The organism is Dethiosulfovibrio russensis (genome assembly GCF_021568855.1).
Classification (GTDB): domain Bacteria; phylum Synergistota; class Synergistia; order Synergistales; family Dethiosulfovibrionaceae; genus Dethiosulfovibrio; species Dethiosulfovibrio russensis.
Map to the genome: position 1 here is coordinate 14583 of NZ_JAKGUG010000013.1, position 19773 is coordinate 34355.

A 19773-nucleotide genomic window follows, 5' to 3' on the forward strand; every position below is an offset into this window, starting at 1 on the left:
ATAATACTGGAGGGGTCATTATGAACCTGGAAAATATGGATCAACTTATCGATGGACTTGCTGAGAGGCTTAAGGTCCTTAAAGAATCCAGAGACCGCTTCAAGGACGAGCTGGAAGGAGCCAAGGCCCAGCTTAAGGACAAAGAGATGGAACATATAAGACAGGACAAGGAGAGTCAGAGACGGATAGAGCAACTGGAGAGGGAGAAGATGAACCTTCAAAAGGAGAAGGCCCAGCTGGAGAGTCGTCTGACCGCCGTCTACGGTAAGCTTAAAAATCTGTTGCCCCAGGAGGGGCCGGATAACAGAGGATAAGAGGGGAGTCTCTTGATTGTCCGATAAAAGCCGCCAAGAGACCGTCGTGATAGGCAGGAGTCGCTACAGCGTGGAGACTGCCGTAGACGAAGCTACTTGGTCACGGGCCATGGCCTTCACGGAGGAGGTCATGGCCAAGACCGATTCCAAGATGCCCTCGGATCGACGACTTCTGATGGCGTGGCTGAACCTGGTCCTCTGGGTCGACGGTCAAAGCAGAAGGCTGGAGGATCTACTGGCTGAAGTCGCTCCAGAGGAGGATTCTCCATGAATATAGGATTGGCAATAGACCTGATATTTCTGTTCGTCACGGTTATTTTCGCTGTCAAGGGCATGTTACGAGGACTTATGGGAGAGGTCATCTCCTTGGTCGCCACGGTGGGAGGTCTGGTCTTGGCTTTCCGCCTGGCCGACCAGGGGGCTGCTTTTCTGACGGAAGCTTTCGATGGCCTGTCCTTCCCTGCCGGAAAGGTGATATCCATGGTGGTAGTCTTCGTCGTGGTCGTCCTTCTGGGTGCTCTGTTGACCAGGGTCTGCAGGGCTTTCCTGACCATCACCTCTCTCACCTTTTTGGATCGAATGCTGGGGCTGGCTGCCGGGTGCGTTAAGTCGGTGGCCCTTCTGTTGGTCCTCTTCGTCCTGGTTTCCATGGTGAAGCCTCTGGTGCCCCGGGAAGTTTTAAAACAGAGTCGTTCGATGATTTTAGCCGCGACCATATGGCCTCACGTCGCGCCCTACGCGGCCAAGAGCGGGCTTTTGCCCGATGAGGGGAGTTCCTATCCCGTCGATACGGGGGATATCTGAGTTATGTATGTATCGAAAACGGCCTATAAAAGCCTTGAAATAGAGAAGATAATGCTCCAGTTCGCCTCTCGGGCTCGAAGCGAACTGGGCGTTTTTATGTTGTCCCGGCAGGAACCCTTTTCCGATAAGGACCAGGTTCTCAAGAGACAGGCCCTGATCGAGGGTTACAGGAGGTATCTCTCGATACATGGCAATTTGCCCTGGTCTTCCGACGTGGCTTCCGTCGACGGCCTGATCGAAGGGGCCTCCGAGACCGGAATGATGTCGGGAGAGGAGCTTCTGCGTGTTCGCGTTCTCCTTCATCTGGCTGGGCGTATCCGCGATTCTGTCGGAGAGGTCAGGGATGATTTCCCCGCCCTGTGGACTTTGGCCAGAAGGGTCCGGGATTTTTCCGAGGATCTCGAAAGGCTATCCGTGTTGGACGAGAAGGGTGAGCTCTACGACGGAGCATCTCCGAGGTTGAGGGATCTGAGGGAGAGAATAGACGAACTACGGAGGAGAATAAGGAGAGACTGTAACGGCATAATCAACGGTAGCTCCTCCCATATGCTGCAGGAGAGGGTCCTCTCCATGAGAAACGGTAGATCGGTCCTTCTGGTCAGACAGGAGTTCGTGGGAAGGTTCCCGGGGATATTGGTGGATCGTTCTTCATCGGGAAACTCCGCTTACATGGAGCCCAACTGCGTGGTCTCCCTGAACAATCGCATGGTGGAGCTTCGTCAGGACGAAAGAGACGAGGAAAGACGAATTTTCCGGGCCCTTACCACCGGCATAATGTCCAGAAAAGGGGCCGTTATCGAGGCCCAGGACGTTGTAGGAATCATGGATATGATATATGCCGTATCCGATCTGATGGACAGGGAGAGATGGACCTTCCCGGAGATGACCGGAGGAACCCGTTTCAGACTGTTCCAGGTGCGTCATCCTATGCTCGGTTCGTCGGCGGTTCCCATTGACGTCCATTGCGGTGGGGCTTTCAGGGTCCTGGTCATCACCGGTCCCAATACAGGAGGAAAGACCGTGGCTCTCAAGACCGTGGGGGTGTCGGTATTTCTGGCCTGGTGCGGTCTGCCGATTCCGGCGGTGGAGGGCTCTCAGGTCGGAGAGGTGTCGTCTCTTTTCTCCGATATCGGCGACGAGCAGAGCATAGAGCAAAGTCTCTCGACCTTCAGTGCCCACCTCAAGAACGTCGTGGACATATTGGAGGACTCGGACGACCGATCCCTGATCCTTCTGGACGAGCTGGGTGCGGGCACCGATCCCCAGGAGGGAGCCGCACTCGGAGTCGCATTGCTAAAAACCTTCAAGAGAAGAGGTCCTTTGGTTCTGGCGACCACCCATCACAACCCCATAAAAAAGTTCGCTACCACCACCGACGGAGTAGAGACAGCCAGCGTGGATTTCGACCTATCCACCCTTACACCGACCTATCGGCTGATAATGGGTATCCCGGGGCAGAGCAACGCCTTGGCCATAGCTGAGAGGCTAGGGATGCATCGGGAGGTTCTAGGGGAAGCCGAAAAGGTGCTTAAAAGCGGAGAGGCCTCCATAGAGACCATGATAGGAGAACTTCAGAAGAAGACCCTCCATCTCGACTCTCAGGCCGCCTCTTTGTCCAAGGAGAGACAGGAGATAGAGGAGCTTAAAAAGGCCATTGCAAAAGACCGCCACGATCTTGAGAGGATAAAGAGACGGACCATTATGAAGGCCGACAGAGAGGCGGAGAGGGTCCTGGAGGAGGCGGAGAGCCAGGCCAGGGAGATGCTCCGTGGTCTCGACGAGGCCGCTAAATCGGCAGCCGACAGGGAGTTGAACAAGCACAAAAAAGGGGTCAAAAAATCGAAGGAACGATCCCAAGTCCGTCAGGCAGTATTCGAGGCCAAGGAGATAAAGGAACGGGGTTCCAAGGAGATAGAGGTGGGAGACGTGGTTCAGATCTCCGGATCAGGTTCGGCCGGAGAGGTTCTCTCTATAGGGGGAAAGAGAGCGGTCGTTCTGGTGGGAGGTCTGAAGGTCGAGACTGATCTCAAAAAACTTACGGCGAGTGACAAGAAGATACGTCCTGAGGTTTCCGGCCCTTCTATCTCAGTATCACGTCCCGTAGGGGTACCTAGCTCCATAATGGTACGAGGAATGACTGTGGACGAGGCTATGCCTCTCGTTGCGGACTACCTGGACAGGGCTGTCCTGGCTGGCTACGGAGAGGTTACCGTGATCCACGGAAGGGGCGAGGGGATACTGCGTAGAAAGGTCCACGAGCTATGCCGCCGTCTGTCCTATGTGGCGAACTTTCGACTGGGAGAAAACGGGGAAGGCGGCTATGGGGTGACAGTGGTCAGTTTCAGGGACTAGCTCCAGGTTTATTTCCGTAGGGGATACTTGACCTAAGAGGCTTTTCGATGTATCGTATTTAAGTTGCTTAGCTTTGAACGATGCGCCTGTAGCTCAGCTGGATAGAGTGCTGGCCTCCGGAGCCAGAGGTCGTGGGTTCGAATCCCGCCGGGCGCGCCATATGAGATATCGAGCCTCCAAGAGGCCTTCCAACCCGCCTGTAGGCGGGTTTTTTTATAGCCTATCTACGGTCGTACCATCGGTAGATATTAGACCGAGACGGGGAAAAGGATGTATAATCGACGGGCAAAAGACGAGTTCCAAGGGAGGTCGCGATGAAAAACGTAAACATCATAGTTGCGTGCGTTTTCATACTGACTTTGGTAGCGGTAGGTATGGTGCTCAAGGCCGCTCAGAGCGTCATACTTCCCTTTGTTATAGCCTGGCTTCTTTCATACGTGTTCGGACCTATAGTCCGCTTTATGGCTCGGAAGAAGATTCCAATCTTCTTCACCATCGTGGCGGTTTTAGCCCTGTTTTTGGGGGTATGTGCCCTAGGGGCCATTTTCATGAATACCCGGGTGGTGGCTTTCGCGTCGGCTTATCCCAAATATTACGATCAGCTCATAGCCCTCACGAAAAGCTTCACCAGCAGCGATCTGTTTCCTCCGGATTTCTGGGATAGCATAAACTGGGGCGAGAGGATGGGCAAATATCTTCTTTCCCTTTCAGGTTCCCTGGTAACCTTCCTGTCCAATCTGGTTTTAGTTATAGTTTTTTTGGTCTTTATGCTTTTGGGCAGCCCCTACGTGGAGTACAAGATCAAGAAGGCCTTCTCCGTCGACTCGGGGTCCAGGATTCTTTCTGTCCTTAAGGCCATCTCCACCCAGATAGGGAGCTATCTGACCTTACAGACCTTGATAAGCGTCTCAACCGGGGTCTGCGTTTGGTTGGCTCTGTCCTACCTTAGGGTCGATTTCGCCATGACCTGGGGGGTTTTGGCTTTCGCTCTCAATTTCATCCCGACCATCGGTTCCATAATAGCCTCGGTTCCTCCGATTCTGCTCGCTCTGGTACAGTATTATCCGAATACCTTTCCCGCCATAGGCGCGGCGGTGTCCCTTCTGTTAATCCAGATGCTTATCGGAAACGTGATAACTCCTAAGGTCATGGGAGATAGCCTGGACGTCAGTCCGGTGGTGATACTCATATCCCTGTTTTTCTGGGGCTGGCTTTGGGGTGTCATAGGTGCGTTGCTGTCGGTACCAATAGTGGCGATTATCAAGATAATATGCGAGAACGTCGACTCCCTGAACACGGTGGGAGTTATGATGGGGACAGGTAAACAGTATAAAAAGGAGTTCGAATGATCCAGAGAGGAGGTCGTTCCGAAGTGTCGGTTCGAGTGCTGAGGTTGGATAACGAAAAAGGGAAGAAAGCCAGCGTTCTGATAGAGGGCGATCACTTTCTTCATCCCGAGGGAGGCGGACAGCCCGGCGATTCTGGCGTTTTTTTCTCTGATAACTGCGATGGATTCATCTTAAATACCAGAAAGGACAACGGTCTCTGTGTCCTGGATCTAAAGCTTAAGAGCGGAGAGCTCAAAGAGGGAGACCTCCTTGAAATAGAGAGAGACGACGTCAGACATTCCGTCCTATCGAGGATGCACTCGGGGGAGCACGTTCTTTCCCGGGTCATGGAGGACATGCGGCCAGGGCTGTCGGTTTACAAGGTCGCAGTAGGCGAGGAACGGACCGGAGTCTACCTGAGATACGACGGCGATCTGGACTGGGATTTTCTCTTCGAAGCGGAGGATCGGGCCAGAGAGGTCGTAAGGTCGTCCTTGCCGGTGGAGACCTTAGTTCTCCCGATAGAGGAAGCAAAGGGACTGGACGGTCTCAAGGCCCGGTGGGACAGGGTTTCCGACGAATTCATACGAGTTGTCCGAATACCCGAGTTCGACCTGATCGCCTGTTCTGGAAGCCACGTGGAGAACACCTCCGAGATAGGAACCCTGTTCGTCGAGTCCTTCAAGGGCAGTTCTCCCGAGTGGGAGGTCGTGTTTTCCTTGGACTCCGACAGGGATGTCCTGTATTCCAGGGAAATGAGAAGGTTGATCTCCAGGGCGAACTGTCGATACGACGAGGTGGGAAAGATAATGGATCGTCTTGGCGATGAGAACGGTAGCCTGAGAAAACAGCTCGCCAAGGTCCAGCAGTACGTGACCCTTCCGTGGGAGACCAGAGAACTAGATGGATTGACTTTCGATGTGCTTCATTCGGTAGGGTTGCCCAAGGAGTTGGTTACCTCTTCCTGTAGAAAGAGGGCGGAAGGTCGTTCAGACTCTATCGTCTTGGCCCTCATCGACGATGGAGTCGGTCGGGCCATCCCCTTTATGCTGTGTGTCGGGGGGGATTTCACCTTTGATTCTAAGGGTTTGCTCGGTTCGAACGAGCTCAAGGTCCGTGGAGGCGGAAGAGGGGGAGTCCTCTCGGGGCAGACGGAATGTCGTTCTCTGGACGTATGGCTGAAGGTCTGTAGAGGTATTATTTCTTGAGAGGTCGGTGTTTTTTAGATGAAGTGGACGAAGATGTTCGCCGGAGAGGAAAGGGAACAGGATGTCGCCGATAACGGGAGGGAGATGGAGAGAGAGATCCTGCCGGACGATGACGACGGGGTGGAGATAGTAGCCAGGATCCGTTTTAACGCCGACGGTCAGATAGGCAGAGCCGCCTTGCTCTTGGCCTCCACCTTGACGAAGGAAGACGAGGACTCGGTCAAGAGACAGCTTCTCGGTCTGGGATGGCATTCCGTGGCAACCGAGGTTGGCGGCGTTTATGGAGATCTTCCCCAGAAGATAACCAGGGCTTTGGTAGGGGCGGCTTTAAACAGCGGTGTTATACAGAAGGACCAGAGGGAGATGCACGCCCTTATGCACGCTGCTTTCGAGTCCCTGGATGCCTTCATTCCGTCCGGTCTTCTGGAGGCCAGCATAGGTGCCAAGATAGCCATAGTCAGGAACGATCGCTGGATATCCGTCGCCGTCATGGGGGATACCGCCTATCATGCTGTGGCCCACCACGAGAGGTTCGGCCTGGGGGTCATGCATATCTGAATCGATTTCTCTCCTTGATAAAAATCGGCAGCTGTGATAAATTTTCGTTTTGAGATGTTTTCGGTTCTTAGGAATATCGAACGTTTTATTTAGAGGAGGAGCTTCAATATGAAAAAGGACATTCACCCCAACTACGGGCCCTGCAAGGTCTCCTGCGCCTGTGGGAACACCTTCGAGACCCAGGCGACCGTCGATGAGATCAAGGTAGGCGTCTGCTCGGTCTGCCATCCTTTCTACACCGGTAAGAAGGGAAGGTTCCTCTCCGAGGCCGGAAGGCTGGAGAAGTTCAACAAGAAATACGCTGGAATCAACTACGGCCAGAAAGAGGCCACCGAGTAAAAGAGGGGCTTTGCCCCTCTTTTTTTTCTAGAGTATCTCAGAAGAGAAAGGGGCACATCATGAGAGTCGATCTGATCTATACTACCCCGGACTATCTCATGGCCGTATGGCTCGCAGGCCATACATGTCACAGTCCCAAGGCCCCTCAGGAGCTATACGCCGAGCCGGTCAGCAGGGAAAAGATGCTGAAACTTGCCGACTTCCTCATCGAGGCGAAGCACCTGAGCGTCATGGAGCATTGTTCCATGACCTTCGCCGTTTCCGGGGTTTCCAGAACTTTGCTGGCCCAGTACAGTCGCCACAGGATAGGGGTCAGTTTGAGCGTTCAGAGTCAGCGCTACGTATCGGAGAGATCCGATTCTGGAGCCGTCTTCGATCACGTGGTTCCCCCTACCATATCGGCATCTCCGGAGGCCATGGAGATATTTTCCAAGGCTATGGAAAGCTGTCAGGATTGCTACGATAGACTGCTGGACGTCGGAATGCCCAGGGAAGACGCTCGGTTCGTACTTCCCGGCGCAATAACCACTAACTTCGTAACCACGTTGAACTTGCGGTCTTTTCTCGATGTCTACAGAAAGAGAGTAGATGTCAAGGGGGCTCAATGGGAGATTCGGGAGCTTTTGGTCGAGATGGGAAGGTTGTTGCTCGAAAAGGAATCCTGGCTTAAGCCCTATCTGGGCTCCGATCTGGAGGAGAAACGATGATATTAGGTCCAATCAAGCTCATGGCTCTTTTGGCAGGAGCTTCCGACAGGGTGTCGGAAAAAGCCTGTCCGGAGACCTTGCCGGTCGGAGGGCAGGCGGTCATAGAAGGGGTCATAATGAAGGGCCCCAGCCATTGGGGAATGGCGGTGCGCCAGCCCGACGGCGATATATGGAAAGATCGCTGGTCCTGCGCTGGCTGGGATAAAAAAGGCATATGGAAAACCCCTGTGTTCAGGGGAATGGCCACTATGGCAGAGATGCTCAGAGAGGGCTTCAGGGCTCTGTCCAGATCCGCCCAGATAGCCCTGGGGGAGGAAGAGGAGCTTACCTCCTTCGATATAGCCATGTCCGTTCTGGTGGCGGTTGTGGCGGTAGTCGGACTTTTCGTCGCCTTGCCCCTTTGGATAGGCGATCTTTTCGGAGGCTGGTTCGGCCTGGGGCATCTGGCTAAAAACGTGGTGGAGGGCGTCGCCAGAGGGCTCGTCTTCGTCTCCTATGTCGGTTGTATCGGCCTGTGGAAGGACATCCGAGAGGTTCTGATGTACCACGGAGCGGAACACAAGACCATAAACGCTTTTGAGGCCGGATCCCCTATGACGGTAAAGAGGATAGGAAGGTATTCCAGGATCCATCCCAGATGCGGGACTTCCTTTCTTCTGGTGGTGGTGGTCATGAGTATTATAGTCTTCTCCCTGGTCGGAGGAGGAGGAATCCTGTGGAGGGTGGGCTCCAGGGTGGTGCTGTTGCCTCTGGTGATAGGCCTTTCCTACGAGATAATACGTTCCTCCGCGAAATGGGGGTCCTTGGGCAAGAGCATAATGGCTCCGGCCTTGAGCCTGCAGTACCTTACGACCAGGATACCGACCTCCAGACAGTTGGAGGTCGCCCTGTCCGCCTTGGAATCCGCTCTTGACGTTTCCTTCTTGCCCGATAGACCTGGGAGGGATCTGTACCGTGAAACTAGACGATAAACTTCAGGAAATAGCGGCCATCCATGAGGAAATAGAGCACAAAATGGCCGACCCCTCGGTGACTTCCAACCCCAGAGAGCTTCAGTCTCTGGGGAAGAAGCATGCCGAGCTTTCGGAGATCGTGGGGGCCTACGAAGAATACAAGAGGATAAGATCCGATCTGGAGGAAGCCAAGGCCCTTTTGGACTCGGACGACCCCGAGATGGCCCAGTTGGCCAAGGAGGAGGCTCATAGTCTGGAGCCTCTTCTGGAGGAGCAGGAGAAAAAGGTTACCTTGTTGCTTCTTCCCAAGGACCCGAACGACGATAAAAGCGTGATGGTAGAGATAAGAGCCGGTACCGGCGGAGACGAGGCCGCTCTTTTTGCCTCCGACCTTTTCCGTATGTACAGTCGTTTCGCCGAGCAGCGTCGATGGTCGGTGGAGATACTGGATGCCAACGAGACGGAGATAGGAGGCTACAAGGAGATCGTCTTCAAGGTCGACGGCCAGGGGGCCTACAGCGATCTAAAGTACGAGAGCGGGGTTCACAGAGTTCAGAGGGTTCCTGCCACCGAGTCCGGGGGGAGGATACATACGTCCGCCGCCACGGTGGCGGTCTTACCCGAGGCGGAGGAGGTCGACGTTGAGATCCGTCAGGAAGATCTCAAGATAGATACCTATCGTTCCAGCGGTGCCGGAGGACAGCACGTCAATATGACCGACTCGGCTGTCAGGATCACCCACCTCCCGACCGGTATAGTCGTCACCTGCCAGGATGAGAGGTCTCAGATAAAGAACAGGGCGAGGGCCATGGCTTTCTTGCGGACCAAACTATACGACATGGAGCAGCGGAAGAGACAGGACGCCGAAGCCCAGGAGCGAAAGGGTCAGATAGGTTCGGGGGACCGTTCCGAGAGGATAAGGACCTACAATTTTCCTCAAAACAGGATAACCGATCATAGGATAGGCCTTACCCTTTACAAGCTCGAAGCCGCCATGGGGGGAGCCATAACGGAGCTGGTAGAGGCTCTTAGAATGGCCGAACAGGCGGAGCGGATGAAGGATCTGGACGATAGGTGAGCTCGTCCCTGAAAGATCTGAGGCGGCTGTTTATAGCGGATCTATCCGAGGCCGGGGTCGATAATCCCGATCTGGATGTCGACCTGATATTATCTCATTTTATGGGTGTGGATAGGTCGTGGATCCACTGTCACGGGGAATTTTCCGTGGAAGGTGTCACATTGGACTCCATGAAGGCGGCTGTCCTTAGGCGGAAGGACAGAGAGCCTCTCCACTATATTTTAGGCAGCTGTCCCTTCTGGGGAAAGTCCCTGTCCGTGAGGTCCGGCAGCCTGATTCCCCGGCCTGAGACGGAGTTTCTGGTCGAAGCGGCCCTAAGGGACTTCAACGGTGGAACGTTCGTCGACTGGGGGACCGGCTCGGGATGTATCGCCTGTGCGATTCTGTCCGATAGACCGGAGGCCTTCTGTATCGCGGTAGACTCCGAGGCATCGGCTATAGAGGTAGCCTACGGCAATCTCCAGAGAGAGGGGGTCTTGAACCGCTGTCTGCTTTGGCACTGCTCGACCCCCGAGTCCATCCCTTTGGCTTCCGGAACGGTGGATCTGGTAGTCTCCAATCCACCCTATATCCCCTCCGAGGACGTTCCGTCGTTGATGCCGGAGGTATCCCGTTACGAGCCTCGTTCGGCCCTCGATGGAGGGCCAGATGGTCTGGATCCATACAGAATGCTCCTGCCGTGGGCGGAGAGGGTTCTACGGCCCGGAGGGCTGCTTTGGGTCGAGTTCGGAGGGACAGACCAGGTTAGATCTCTAACTGAGATGACGCCGTCGGGGCTGTCGCTCCTCGATATGAGGGACGACCTTTCCGGTGTACCTCGCCTTATGGGATGGCGTCGTGTATAATAATCAGCTGGTTATATCCTGCGCTCGTGTCGCATGGAAGAGATATCAGAACTGAGGAGGAGTTGTCATGGAACAGAGAGATCTTGTCATCATAGGGGCCGGGCCTGCCGGTCTTACCGCGGCCATCTACGGAAGAAGGGCCGGTTTGAGCACCTTGGTGATAGAGAAAGGCGTCTTCGGAGGCGCTATCTGCGTGACCGACGAGATCGAGAACTGGCCTGGAATTAAGCACGCTACCGGTCCCGAGCTCGGAGATATGTTCAGAGACCATGCCGAGTCCCTGAAGACAGAGTTCATGGAGGCAGAGGTCAAGTCCATCAAGGAGAACGGAGATTCCAAGATAGTCGTGACCGATAAGGGCGAGATAGAGGCCAAGGCCCTTATCGTCGCTACCGGGGCCAGCTTCAGAAAGCTCGGTTGCCCCGGAGAGGCCGAGTTCACCGGCAAGGGGGTCAGCTACTGTGCTACCTGCGACGGAGCCTTCTTCGAGGATCTCGAGATAGCGGTCATCGGAGGAGGAAACACCGCCGTCGAGGAGGCCTGCTACCTCACTCAGTTCGCTTCCAAGGTCTATGTAGTACATAGAAGGGACAAGTTCCGTGCCGACCAGGTGGCGGTGGATCGAGCCCTGGCCAATCCCAAGATCCAGCCTGTCTGGGATTCCGTGGTCGAGGAGATCGCCGGAGACGGTATGGTCGAGAAGGTTGTTCTCAAGAACGTCAAGACCGAAGAGATTTCCGAGATTCCCGTATCCGGTGTGTTCATGTTCGTAGGCAACACACCCAACGCCGAGTTGGTCAAGGATATTCTGGAGACCGAGAAGGGCGGATGGGTCAAGACCGACGAGAAGATGGCCTCGTCGATGAAGGGACTCTTCGTCGCCGGAGATCTTAGGAGCAAATCTCTCCGCCAGGTGGTCACTGCCGCCAGCGATGGAGCCATCGCGGCCATGTCCTCCTACGAATATATTGCGGAGCACTTCTAGAGGATTTATACTTATAGGCGGTGGGGCGGGGTGGCTGTCACCCCGCCCCTTTCTTTAGGTAAAATGTCCCTTCAACGGAGGAGGATGATCGATGATCGTCACTGTGACTCTAAACCCAGCGGTCGATGAAGGCTACGTAGTCAGGGATTTCAATCCAGGAGGGTGGTTTCGGGCGGTATCGTCCGACAGATCTCCTGGGGGAAAGGGAATCAACGTCTCTTTGCTCCTGAATCAGCTGGGCCATGAATCGGCTGCTATGGGCTTTCTGGCTGGGTTCAACGGGGATTACATCAGAGATGTCTTGCGGCGTCTTCGCATAACCACCAACTTCGTACACGTTACCGGAGAGACCAGGACCAACGTCTACGTGGTGGACGAGACCGGTCGGGTCGAGACGGGAATATCCGAGTCCGGACCGGAGATCTCCGAGGAGGCGCTCACCCGCTTTCTGTCCAATTACAGACGGATGTTGAACAGAGCTTCGGTAGTGGTGATAGGAGGTTCCATCCCTCCGGGAGTTCCGCAGGATATCTACAGGGATCTGGTATCAACGGCCAAGGACGTGGGAGTGGAAACCTTCGTAGACGCCGCCGGGCCAGCTTTTATGGCTGGCATAGAGGCGGGGCCGTCCTTCGCCAAGATCGACCATAGGTTCATGTCTCAGCTTTCGGGAACCCCGCTCTCCACCCTGGACAACCTGATTCGCGCTGTCTCCGACCTCCACGATCTGGGGGTAAACTGGGCGGTCTCCTCGTACCACGTCTACGGAGACGTATTCTTCACCCCGGACGGTATCTATCTGGCAAAACTGGGAGACAGGACCGACGTGGTCTCGATGTTCGGGGCCAGCGATGCCCTGGTGGCTGGATTGGTAGTCGGTTACAGGGAAGGCATGTCTCCGGAGGAGGCCATCCGTTTCAGCATGGCCTGCGCCATGGAGGAAGCTACCCACATAGGCAAGGGGATCAGCGGCAGAGACGCAGTGGAACGGTATATGTCGACGGTGGAGATAGAGAAACTTCGTTGACCGTCAAATTTCGGTTCAAGCCGGAGACGGGAAGCATCCGAAACTACTGATAGGAGGTGGGTGCTTATGGAACAGAAGAATCAGAACGCTCAGTTGGCCTATCAGGTCACGAGGATCAGAACTGCCTCTAGAGAACAGCTGTTGCTGATAACCTACGACATAGCCATTAGGTTTTGTATAGCCGCTGAGTCTGCCATAGCGAAGGGGAACACCGAGGAAAGCCACGAAAATCTTTTGAGAGCACAGAACGCCGTGAGAGAGTTGATGGTGTCCCTTAACGTAGAGGTCGGTGGTTCCGTTGCGGAGGACTTGATGGGGCTCTACGATTTCATGCATCGTAGTCTCGTGGAGGCCAACGTGGAGAAATCGAAGGAAAAGGTGGCTATGGTCAGGTCCATGCTGGAAGAGCTGCGGGACACCTGGCAGGAGGCATTGGAGAAGATCAAGAAAGAGGCCATCTCCAAAAAGCAGGAGGAGCCCGTCCCGTCCGGGGGAGGGGTCAGTTTTGCCGGTTAAGCTGGAAGATCTGGTAGCCGGATTGCTGAGGCAGGAGCTCGATCTTTACCGGCTGCTCAGGTCGAGAATAGACGCAGAGCTGGAGGCCATCGACGGTGACGATATGGATCTCCTCATGTCCATCCTTCAGGAAAAACAGTCCATAATATCCAGGCAGGAGCTTCTTATGGAACGTTGGGGGGATGTCTCCTCCGAACTCGGGATATCGGAGGGCCGAGACGAACCGGTTTTCTGGAAGGCTCTTGCCTCGGCGGTGGGTGAGAGAGGTTACGAGGGCCTTATATCCAGGGTGAGAGAGATTCAGGATTTGGTCTCTGCCTCCATAGATTTCGAGAACGTCGCACAGGAGAAAATGGCCGGAAAATTGAGCGAGCTCAGAAGCCGGATGTCCCGGGTCGCCAACGGCAAAAAGGCGGTACGAGGATATATGGGCAGCATCTGAAGGTGCCGTCATGAGGATGGATGCTCTTGAAAAAATGGCTGAGAAAGCCATTTTTTTATTATCCTTGGCCCTCTGTCTTTTTCTGTCCCCCGTGGCTGGAATAGCCGGTCCCTACGAAAGGGAGATAGCCTTAGGCAAAAAAGTGGCTTCTCAGGTGGAGGAACGGTGGCCGGTCGTATCTAACCCAGTTGAGGTCGCTAGGGTAAGGGTGGTATTCGAAAGGTTGCTCCCCTTCGTGGATAGGAAGCTTCCCTACAGCGTGAATCTCCTGGATGCCGATTTTCCCAACGCTTTCTGTATCCCCGGAGGTGGAATATACGTTACCTCCGGTATGTTGGATTTCGTCAGGAGCGACGGCGAATTGGCCGCTATTTTGGCCCACGAGTTGACCCACGCCGATAAAAATCACGTCATGATCCAGGCGGATAGATCCCAGAAGCTATCCTTGGCTACCTTGGCTATCTTGATCGCCAGCGAGGGGCAGGCCGCCGCTGCCATGATGGCCGGGGTAGCTCAGATCGCCATAACCAACGGATACAGCCGGGACCTCGAGAGGGAGGCGGATCTCGGCGCCGTCGATAAGATTCACCGGGCCGGTTATCCTCCTGCCGCCGCCCTTACCGTGATGGAGGGATTGGCAGCGGAACAGCTGAAGAGGCCTTATGTCGATCCCGGTGTTTTCATGGATCATCCTAGATTACCCGATAGAATCGACTATATCACGAGGTTCATAGAGGACAGCGGTTGGGAGCTCAGCCGTAAAGCCGCTTTGAACCTTTTAGTTACAGAAGTGAGGGAATCGGACCATAGGTTGGAGCTGACCGTCGACGGGTTGTCCGTCTGGTCGTCTTCCTCGGAGAATCGGGTGTACTTGGCCGAGGTGGCTTCGGCTATATCCGACAGCCTGGAACTTGAGACATCGCCACACGACATACAGATAGTAGATACCCTCGAGGGACGGAAATCGCTTATCATAAGCGGACATATAATAGCTTCCGCCCCTCTTCCGACAGGAACCTCCTCTCTGTCCGAGCTCAGAAAGGGCATATTGAAAGCTCTCTCCGCGGCTAAGGACAAGAACCCCACAGCAGACTATCTTTCCTGATGAAGAGCCCGACGCGCTGCATCCGAACAGCCCGTCGGGTATAATGGTCGTGCCTCCTTGGAGGATTTTTTATAAGAACAGGAGGACTTCCATGTACCTTTCTCTGTACCGTCGCTATAGACCTCAGACTTTTCAGGACGTAACCGGTCAAAATACCGCCGTAGAGGTGGTGCGTCGCGCCGTCTCCAGGGATAACGTGGGACACGCCTATCTCTTTTCCGGCCCTAGAGGTTGCGGAAAGACCACTGTAGCCAGGCTTTTCGCCAAGGCCGTCAACTGTAGCGACCGAGGCGAGGACGGAGAACCCTGCAACGTCTGCGATTCCTGCCGCAGTATCTCCGAGGGAAACTCCCTCGACGTCGTAGAGATAGACGGAGCCTCCAATAACAGGGTCGACGAGATAAGGGATCTCAAGACCCACGTGGGGCTGGCGTCTTTTTCCTCTCCCTACAAGGTCTATATAGTGGACGAGGTCCACATGCTTTCCATAGGGGCTTTCAACGCCTTGTTGAAGACACTGGAGGAGCCCCCCGAGTCGGTGCTCTTTATACTGGCGACCACGGAGCCCTTCAAGGTTCCGGTTACGATTCGTTCCAGATGTCAGCACATACCCTTTCACTCCATCGGTCTGGAGCAAATGGTCTCCAGACTGCGCTACGTTGCCGAGCTGGAAAAGGTGAAATGCGACGACGACTCCCTATGGGAGATCGCCCGTCAGGCCGACGGTGGTCTGAGGGACGGGCTTTCTCTTTTGGAGCAGGCTATAGCCGTCCAGGACGACGGGGTGGATTTGTCCGTGGTGGAACGGTTGGTGGGAGGGGGAAGCCACGGAGAACTGTGTAGATGGCTCGACGGTTTTCACGAAAGAGGTGAGATGGACTCCCTCAAGAACCTAGAGGAGATGTTCCTCCGTGGCGCCTCTGTAGAGAGGGTGCTAGACGGCCTTTACGTTATATTCAGGAATCTCTGGATCGCCTCTAGATGGGGAGAGAAGGGAATAGAAGCTTTGGGCCTGTCTCCCTGGGAAAGTCGTTTCCTGACTCGAGCCGTAGGAAGATGGAACGAGCCGTTTCTCAGGGAGATGATGGGTTTGACGTCGTCTCTTATGCCTCAATCCAGAAGGGGGCTGAGACAGGATGTGCTGATCGGAATTCTGATGACCCGTCTGGTGCCTTCGGAAACGCCATCCTCCATCAAGTCTCCTACCGTCGAGACGCCTAATGAGGAGCCGAGTAAAGTCTCTAGACCGGTTTCGGCGAAGCCGACGCCCGTATCCGTTCCCGGGTCAGACGAAGAGGATCCGCCACTGTGGTCTCGCTTTGGGGATATACCCCATATAGTTTCCGCCCTGGCTTTTTGCGCCATATCTAAGTCCGACGACGAGATGGAGGTCGTGGTACCTCCGGAAAGGGCCTTCTGCTTCGAGCTTCTCTCCGGAGAGAGAAACGCCTATATACTGCAGTCCGTACTGAACGAGGACGGATGGGAGGGGCGAGTCGTCTTTCGTTGCGGAGACCGAGAGAGGGTCTACGAGCCCCTATCGGCTCCTTCGTCGCAGGAACTTCCCCTGGAGGTCGATCGGGAGGACCAGAGGGAGACTGTTAAAGAGGTAAAATCGACGGATGTCTCCAAGGCAGGGAATGTAGAGGTCCCCGACGGGGACGACGGTTTATTGAGAGCCCTTCAGGTGGTCCGGTCCCAGACCTCCGGGGAGGTACTTTACCTTCGTAAAGACGAGGAGATAGAGAAGGAGGATGAGATAGACGGTGACTAAGGAAAAGAATTTCGTCCACCTTCACGTCCATACGGAATACAGCCTTCTTGACGGTGCCATCCGGTGCAAGGAGCTTGCCAGAAGGGCCAAGGAATGGGATATGCCCGCCGTAGCCATATCGGATCACGGCGTGATGTACGGTGTCATAGAATTTTACCAGGCCTGCAAGGACGAGGGAATCAAGCCGATCATAGGGTGCGAGATCTACGTTGCCCCAGAGGGAATAGAGGAGAAGAGAAAGGAAAATCCGATAAACCACCTTCTCCTCCTGGCGGAGAACGACGTCGGATATCACAACCTGGTAAAGCTGGTCTCCATCGCCAACACCGACGGCTTCTACTACAAACCCAGGGTGGACCACGACCTTCTGTCCCGTCACAGCGAGGGGATCATAGCCTGTTCCGCCTGTCTTGCCGGAGAGATCCCCCAGCTTCTCATAGCAGGAGAGGACGATAAGGCCCTGGATAGGGCGAATCTCTACAGGGATATATTCGGCGAGGACAACTTCTTTCTCGAGATACAGTACAACCATATCCCTCAGCAGGCGGTTGTCAACAAGGGACTGATAGAGATGTCCCGTAAGCACGGTTTCCCTCTGGTGGCCACCACCGACTCGCACTACATGAACGAGGAGGACTACGACTGGCACGAGATTCTTCTGTGCGTGGGGACCAACTCGACCTTGGACGACCCTAAGAGGATGTCCTTCGAGACCAACGACTTCTACCTTCGTTCCGCCGAGGAGATGTGGGAGATATTCGGGGACGACGTGCCGGAGGCTCTGGAGAATACACTGAAAATAGCGGAGAGATGCGACGTCTCTTTCGATCTTGGTACGAGAGAGTATAAGCTTCCCCAGTTCGATATACCCGAGGGTGAGACCTTGGAGAGCTTTCTGGAGAAAAGTGCCTTCGATGGACTCAAGGATAGGCTGAAGGGCGCGCCCTTGACGGAGGAGTACAGACGGAGACTCGAGTACGAGTTATCGGTTATCAACCAGATGGGGTTTCCCGGCTATTTTCTGATAATCGCCGACGTCATACAGGCCTGTAAGGAGAGGGGGATCCCCATAGGTCCCGGAAGAGGCTCCGCCGCTGGGTCTCTGGTGGCCTACGCCATGAAGATAACCGAGCTGGATCCCATAAAGTACGGCCTTATCTTCGAGAGATTCCTCAACCCCGAGAGGGTGACCATGCCCGATATAGACACGGACGTCTCCGACAAGGGGCGGGAGGATCTTCTAAGATACGTCGTGGAGAAATACGGGGTGGAAAACGTCTCCCAGATAATAACCTTCGGTAGGATGAAGACCAAGGCTGCCATAAAGGACGTGGGAAGGGCCATGGGTATTCCCTACGCCGAGGTGGACAGGGTAGCCAAACTCGTTCCCGACGGAGTGAAGTCCATCGCCGACGCTATCTCCCTGACCCCGGATCTCAAGGAAATCCGTGACAAGGACCCTAAGATGAGGACATTGCTGGAGAGCGCCGCCAAGATAGAGGGTTTGGCCAGGCATTGTTCCCAGCATGCCGCCGGAGTGGTAATAACCCCCATGCCTCTGACCGACCTGGTCCCGGTCCGTAAGATAGGGGAGAACCAGGTAGTGACGCAATTCTCGATGGAGCCTGTCGAGAGGCTGGGGTTGGTCAAGATGGACTTTCTGGGACTTCAGACCCTCTCCATATTGGAGGAGGCGTTGGAAAATATAAAGACCAACGGCAAGGAACCTCCGAACCTGAACGAACTGCCCATGGACGACCAGCCTACTTTTAAGATGCTCCAGGCGGGAGATACCCTGGGAGTGTTCCAGTTGGAGTCTGCCGGTATGAGACGGTTGCTCAAGAAGATGCTTCCCGACAGCTTCGAGGACGTCATAGCTGTGCTGGCTCTCTATCGCCCCGGTCCTCTGGAGAGTGGCATGTTGGATCAGTACGTGGAGTGCAAGCACGGCAGGGCCATGGCCCATTATCTTCATCCCATGCTGGAGGACGTCCTGAAGGAAACCCACGGTGTCATTCTCTATCAGGAACAGGTTATGAAATGCGCATCCACCCTCGCTGGTTACACCCTGGGAGGAGCGGATCTTCTTCGCAGAGCCATGGGGAAAAAAAAGGTCGAGGTCATGAACGAGCAGAGGGCCATCTTCCTCTCCGGAGCGGAGAAGCAGGGAGTTGACAAGGCCAAGGCCGACGAGATCTTCGACATAATACAGAAGTTCGCCGGATACGGCTTCAACAAATCCCACAGCGCTGCCTATGCTCTCATCAGCTACCAGACGGCCTATCTCAAAGCCCATTACGACAGGGAATTCATGGCAGCTTACCTTACCAGTCAGATAGGGTCGAAAAAGGACGTCATGGCAGCCTACGTCAGGGAGGTCAGAAAATCTGGCATACCAGTGTTGCCCCCGGACGTAAACCAGTCCCGTTCGGCCTTCACTGCGGCGGAGAACGTAATCCGTTTCGGCCTCGAGGCCGTGGGCAAGGTGGGAGCGGGAGCTGTAGAGGCCATCATAAAGGCCAGGGAAGAGGGAGGCCTCTTCAAGGATCTCTGGGATTTTCTGGACCGGGTAGACGTTCACTGTCTGAACAAGGGGGTCATGGAAAACCTCATAAAGGCCGGGGCGTTCGACAGCATATCTCCAAATCGCAGACAGCTCATGGAATCCTTTCCGGCCATGATGGACTATGCATTGAAACGGGGTTGCGACGGAGACCAATGTTCGCTTTTCGGGGAACAGGAGGCGGCTGTTCACCCAGATATGGTAGAGGTCGAGGATTACGATATACAGGAAAAACTGGAGATGGAAAAGTCCGCCATAGGCATGTATATATCGGGGCATCCCTTCGAGAGACATGAGGAGAGGGCCTCCAGACACGTCAACTGCACCATCTCCGATCTGGAGCTTTGGAGGAGCGAGAAGGTGTCTCCCTGCTTTGCCGGCATGTTGGTGGGGTCGGTGGAAAAATATACCAAAAGAGGGGATCCTATGGGGATACTTCGTTTCGAGGATTGTTCCGGAGAGATCGAGGCAGTGTGTTTCCCCAAACCCAGGGAAGGAAGACCCTGGTTGGATATCAAGCCCTCTTTGATTCTGGGGGATCCCTATCTGGTCAGAGGGTCCGTGCAGGATCGGGGCGGGGTGAACGTCCTCGTGAACGAGGTAGTTCCCCTGAAGGGAGATCTTGCAGGCGTCAGGCGATACGCCGAGATATCCATTCGGGAGGAGGCTTTCAGGGAGTCCTTTTTCAGGGAGTTTTTGCGTATATTGAAGGGGCATCCGGGCGATAGTTCGGTCTTGTTGAGGTTGGAGGGCGACCACGAAAGAGCGTGCGTGGTCCTGGAAGATATCAGAATATCCCCTAGCTCGGATCTCCGTAAAAAACTGGAGAGTTTGATTTCCTCCGACCTAGTCGCTTTGAGGATATAGAGTCTTTT

General features: G+C 54.8%; 19 protein-coding genes and 1 tRNA gene. All 20 read left to right on the forward strand.

Annotated features, from left to right (window positions below):
• Positions 1–20 precede the first annotated feature (20 nt).
• The 20 genes from L2W48_RS11735 (at position 21) to dnaE (ending at position 19765) form a co-directional block, all read left to right on the forward strand.
• The gene (locus L2W48_RS11735; RefSeq protein ID WP_236100043.1) at positions 21–314 is read left to right on the forward strand and encodes a coiled-coil domain-containing protein; all 294 of its coding nucleotides are present in this window, start codon (positions 21–23) and stop codon (positions 312–314) included.
• 16 nt (positions 315–330) lie between these two features.
• Entirely contained in the window at positions 331–585 is a 255-nt protein-coding gene (locus L2W48_RS11740; RefSeq protein WP_236100044.1) for a hypothetical protein, read from the forward strand.
• Positions 582–1118, forward strand: coding sequence for a CvpA family protein (locus tag L2W48_RS11745; RefSeq protein WP_236100045.1), 537 nt, complete (start codon positions 582–584; stop codon positions 1116–1118). The genes L2W48_RS11740 and L2W48_RS11745 overlap by 4 nt, the downstream gene beginning before the upstream one ends.
• 3 nt (positions 1119–1121) lie before the next feature.
• The gene (locus L2W48_RS11750) at positions 1122–3470 is read left to right on the forward strand and encodes an endonuclease MutS2 (RefSeq protein ID WP_236100046.1); all 2349 of its coding nucleotides are present in this window, start codon (positions 1122–1124) and stop codon (positions 3468–3470) included.
• Positions 3471–3552: 82 nt separating this feature from the next.
• Positions 3553–3629: transfer RNA gene (locus tag L2W48_RS11755), tRNA-Arg, on the forward strand.
• A 155-nt stretch (positions 3630–3784) separates the two neighbouring features.
• Positions 3785–4819 (forward strand): AI-2E family transporter, encoded by a 1035-nt coding sequence (locus L2W48_RS11760; protein ID WP_236100047.1) that lies wholly within the window; start codon positions 3785–3787, stop codon positions 4817–4819.
• 23 nt (positions 4820–4842) lie between these two features.
• Complete coding sequence (locus L2W48_RS11765; protein ID WP_236114959.1) at positions 4843–6006, forward strand: alanyl-tRNA editing protein; 1164 nt, start codon at positions 4843–4845, stop codon at positions 6004–6006.
• Between the two features lie 18 nt (positions 6007–6024).
• Positions 6025–6564, forward strand: coding sequence for a HutP family protein (locus L2W48_RS11770; protein ID WP_236100049.1), 540 nt, complete (start codon positions 6025–6027; stop codon positions 6562–6564).
• 108 nt (positions 6565–6672) lie between these two features.
• Positions 6673–6903: a 50S ribosomal protein L31 gene (rpmE, locus tag L2W48_RS11775; protein ID WP_236100050.1), complete on the forward strand. Its 231-nt coding sequence runs from the start codon at positions 6673–6675 to the stop codon at positions 6901–6903.
• A 59-nt stretch (positions 6904–6962) separates the two neighbouring features.
• Complete coding sequence (gene thyX / locus L2W48_RS11780; protein WP_236100051.1) at positions 6963–7610, forward strand: FAD-dependent thymidylate synthase; 648 nt, start codon at positions 6963–6965, stop codon at positions 7608–7610.
• On the forward strand, positions 7607–8581 hold the full coding sequence (locus L2W48_RS11785; RefSeq protein WP_236100052.1) for a DUF1385 domain-containing protein: 975 nt from the start codon (positions 7607–7609) through the stop codon (positions 8579–8581). The genes thyX and L2W48_RS11785 overlap by 4 nt, the downstream gene beginning before the upstream one ends.
• Positions 8565–9641 carry a peptide chain release factor 1 gene (gene prfA / locus L2W48_RS11790; protein WP_236100053.1) on the forward strand — a complete coding sequence of 359 codons (1077 nt, stop codon included), beginning with the start codon at positions 8565–8567 and terminating at the stop codon, positions 9639–9641. The genes L2W48_RS11785 and prfA overlap by 17 nt, the downstream gene beginning before the upstream one ends.
• On the forward strand, positions 9638–10486 hold the full coding sequence (prmC, locus tag L2W48_RS11795; protein ID WP_236100054.1) for a peptide chain release factor N(5)-glutamine methyltransferase: 849 nt from the start codon (positions 9638–9640) through the stop codon (positions 10484–10486). The genes prfA and prmC overlap by 4 nt, the downstream gene beginning before the upstream one ends.
• Before the next feature lie 67 nt (positions 10487–10553).
• The gene (gene trxB, locus L2W48_RS11800) at positions 10554–11471 is read left to right on the forward strand and encodes a thioredoxin-disulfide reductase (RefSeq protein WP_329604265.1); all 918 of its coding nucleotides are present in this window, start codon (positions 10554–10556) and stop codon (positions 11469–11471) included.
• A gap of 91 nt (positions 11472–11562) precedes the next feature.
• Positions 11563–12498 carry a 1-phosphofructokinase family hexose kinase gene (locus L2W48_RS11805; RefSeq protein ID WP_236100055.1) on the forward strand — a complete coding sequence of 312 codons (936 nt, stop codon included), beginning with the start codon at positions 11563–11565 and terminating at the stop codon, positions 12496–12498.
• 66 nt (positions 12499–12564) lie between these two features.
• Complete coding sequence (gene fliS, locus L2W48_RS11810) at positions 12565–13014, forward strand: flagellar export chaperone FliS (protein WP_236100056.1); 450 nt, start codon at positions 12565–12567, stop codon at positions 13012–13014.
• On the forward strand, positions 13004–13456 hold the full coding sequence (locus tag L2W48_RS11815) for a flagellar protein FlgN (protein ID WP_236100057.1): 453 nt from the start codon (positions 13004–13006) through the stop codon (positions 13454–13456). Before fliS ends, L2W48_RS11815 begins: the two co-directional genes overlap by 11 nt.
• 34 nt (positions 13457–13490) lie before the next feature.
• Positions 13491–14561 carry a M48 family metalloprotease gene (locus L2W48_RS11820; protein ID WP_236100058.1) on the forward strand — a complete coding sequence of 357 codons (1071 nt, stop codon included), beginning with the start codon at positions 13491–13493 and terminating at the stop codon, positions 14559–14561.
• Positions 14562–14652: 91 nt separating this feature from the next.
• Positions 14653–16335, forward strand: a complete 1683-nt coding sequence (gene dnaX, locus L2W48_RS11825) for a DNA polymerase III subunit gamma/tau (RefSeq protein WP_236100059.1) — start codon at positions 14653–14655, stop codon at positions 16333–16335.
• Positions 16328–19765 carry a DNA polymerase III subunit alpha gene (gene dnaE / locus L2W48_RS11830; RefSeq protein ID WP_236100060.1) on the forward strand — a complete coding sequence of 1146 codons (3438 nt, stop codon included), beginning with the start codon at positions 16328–16330 and terminating at the stop codon, positions 19763–19765. The genes dnaX and dnaE overlap by 8 nt, the downstream gene beginning before the upstream one ends.
• The last annotated feature ends 8 nt before the right edge of the window (positions 19766–19773 follow it).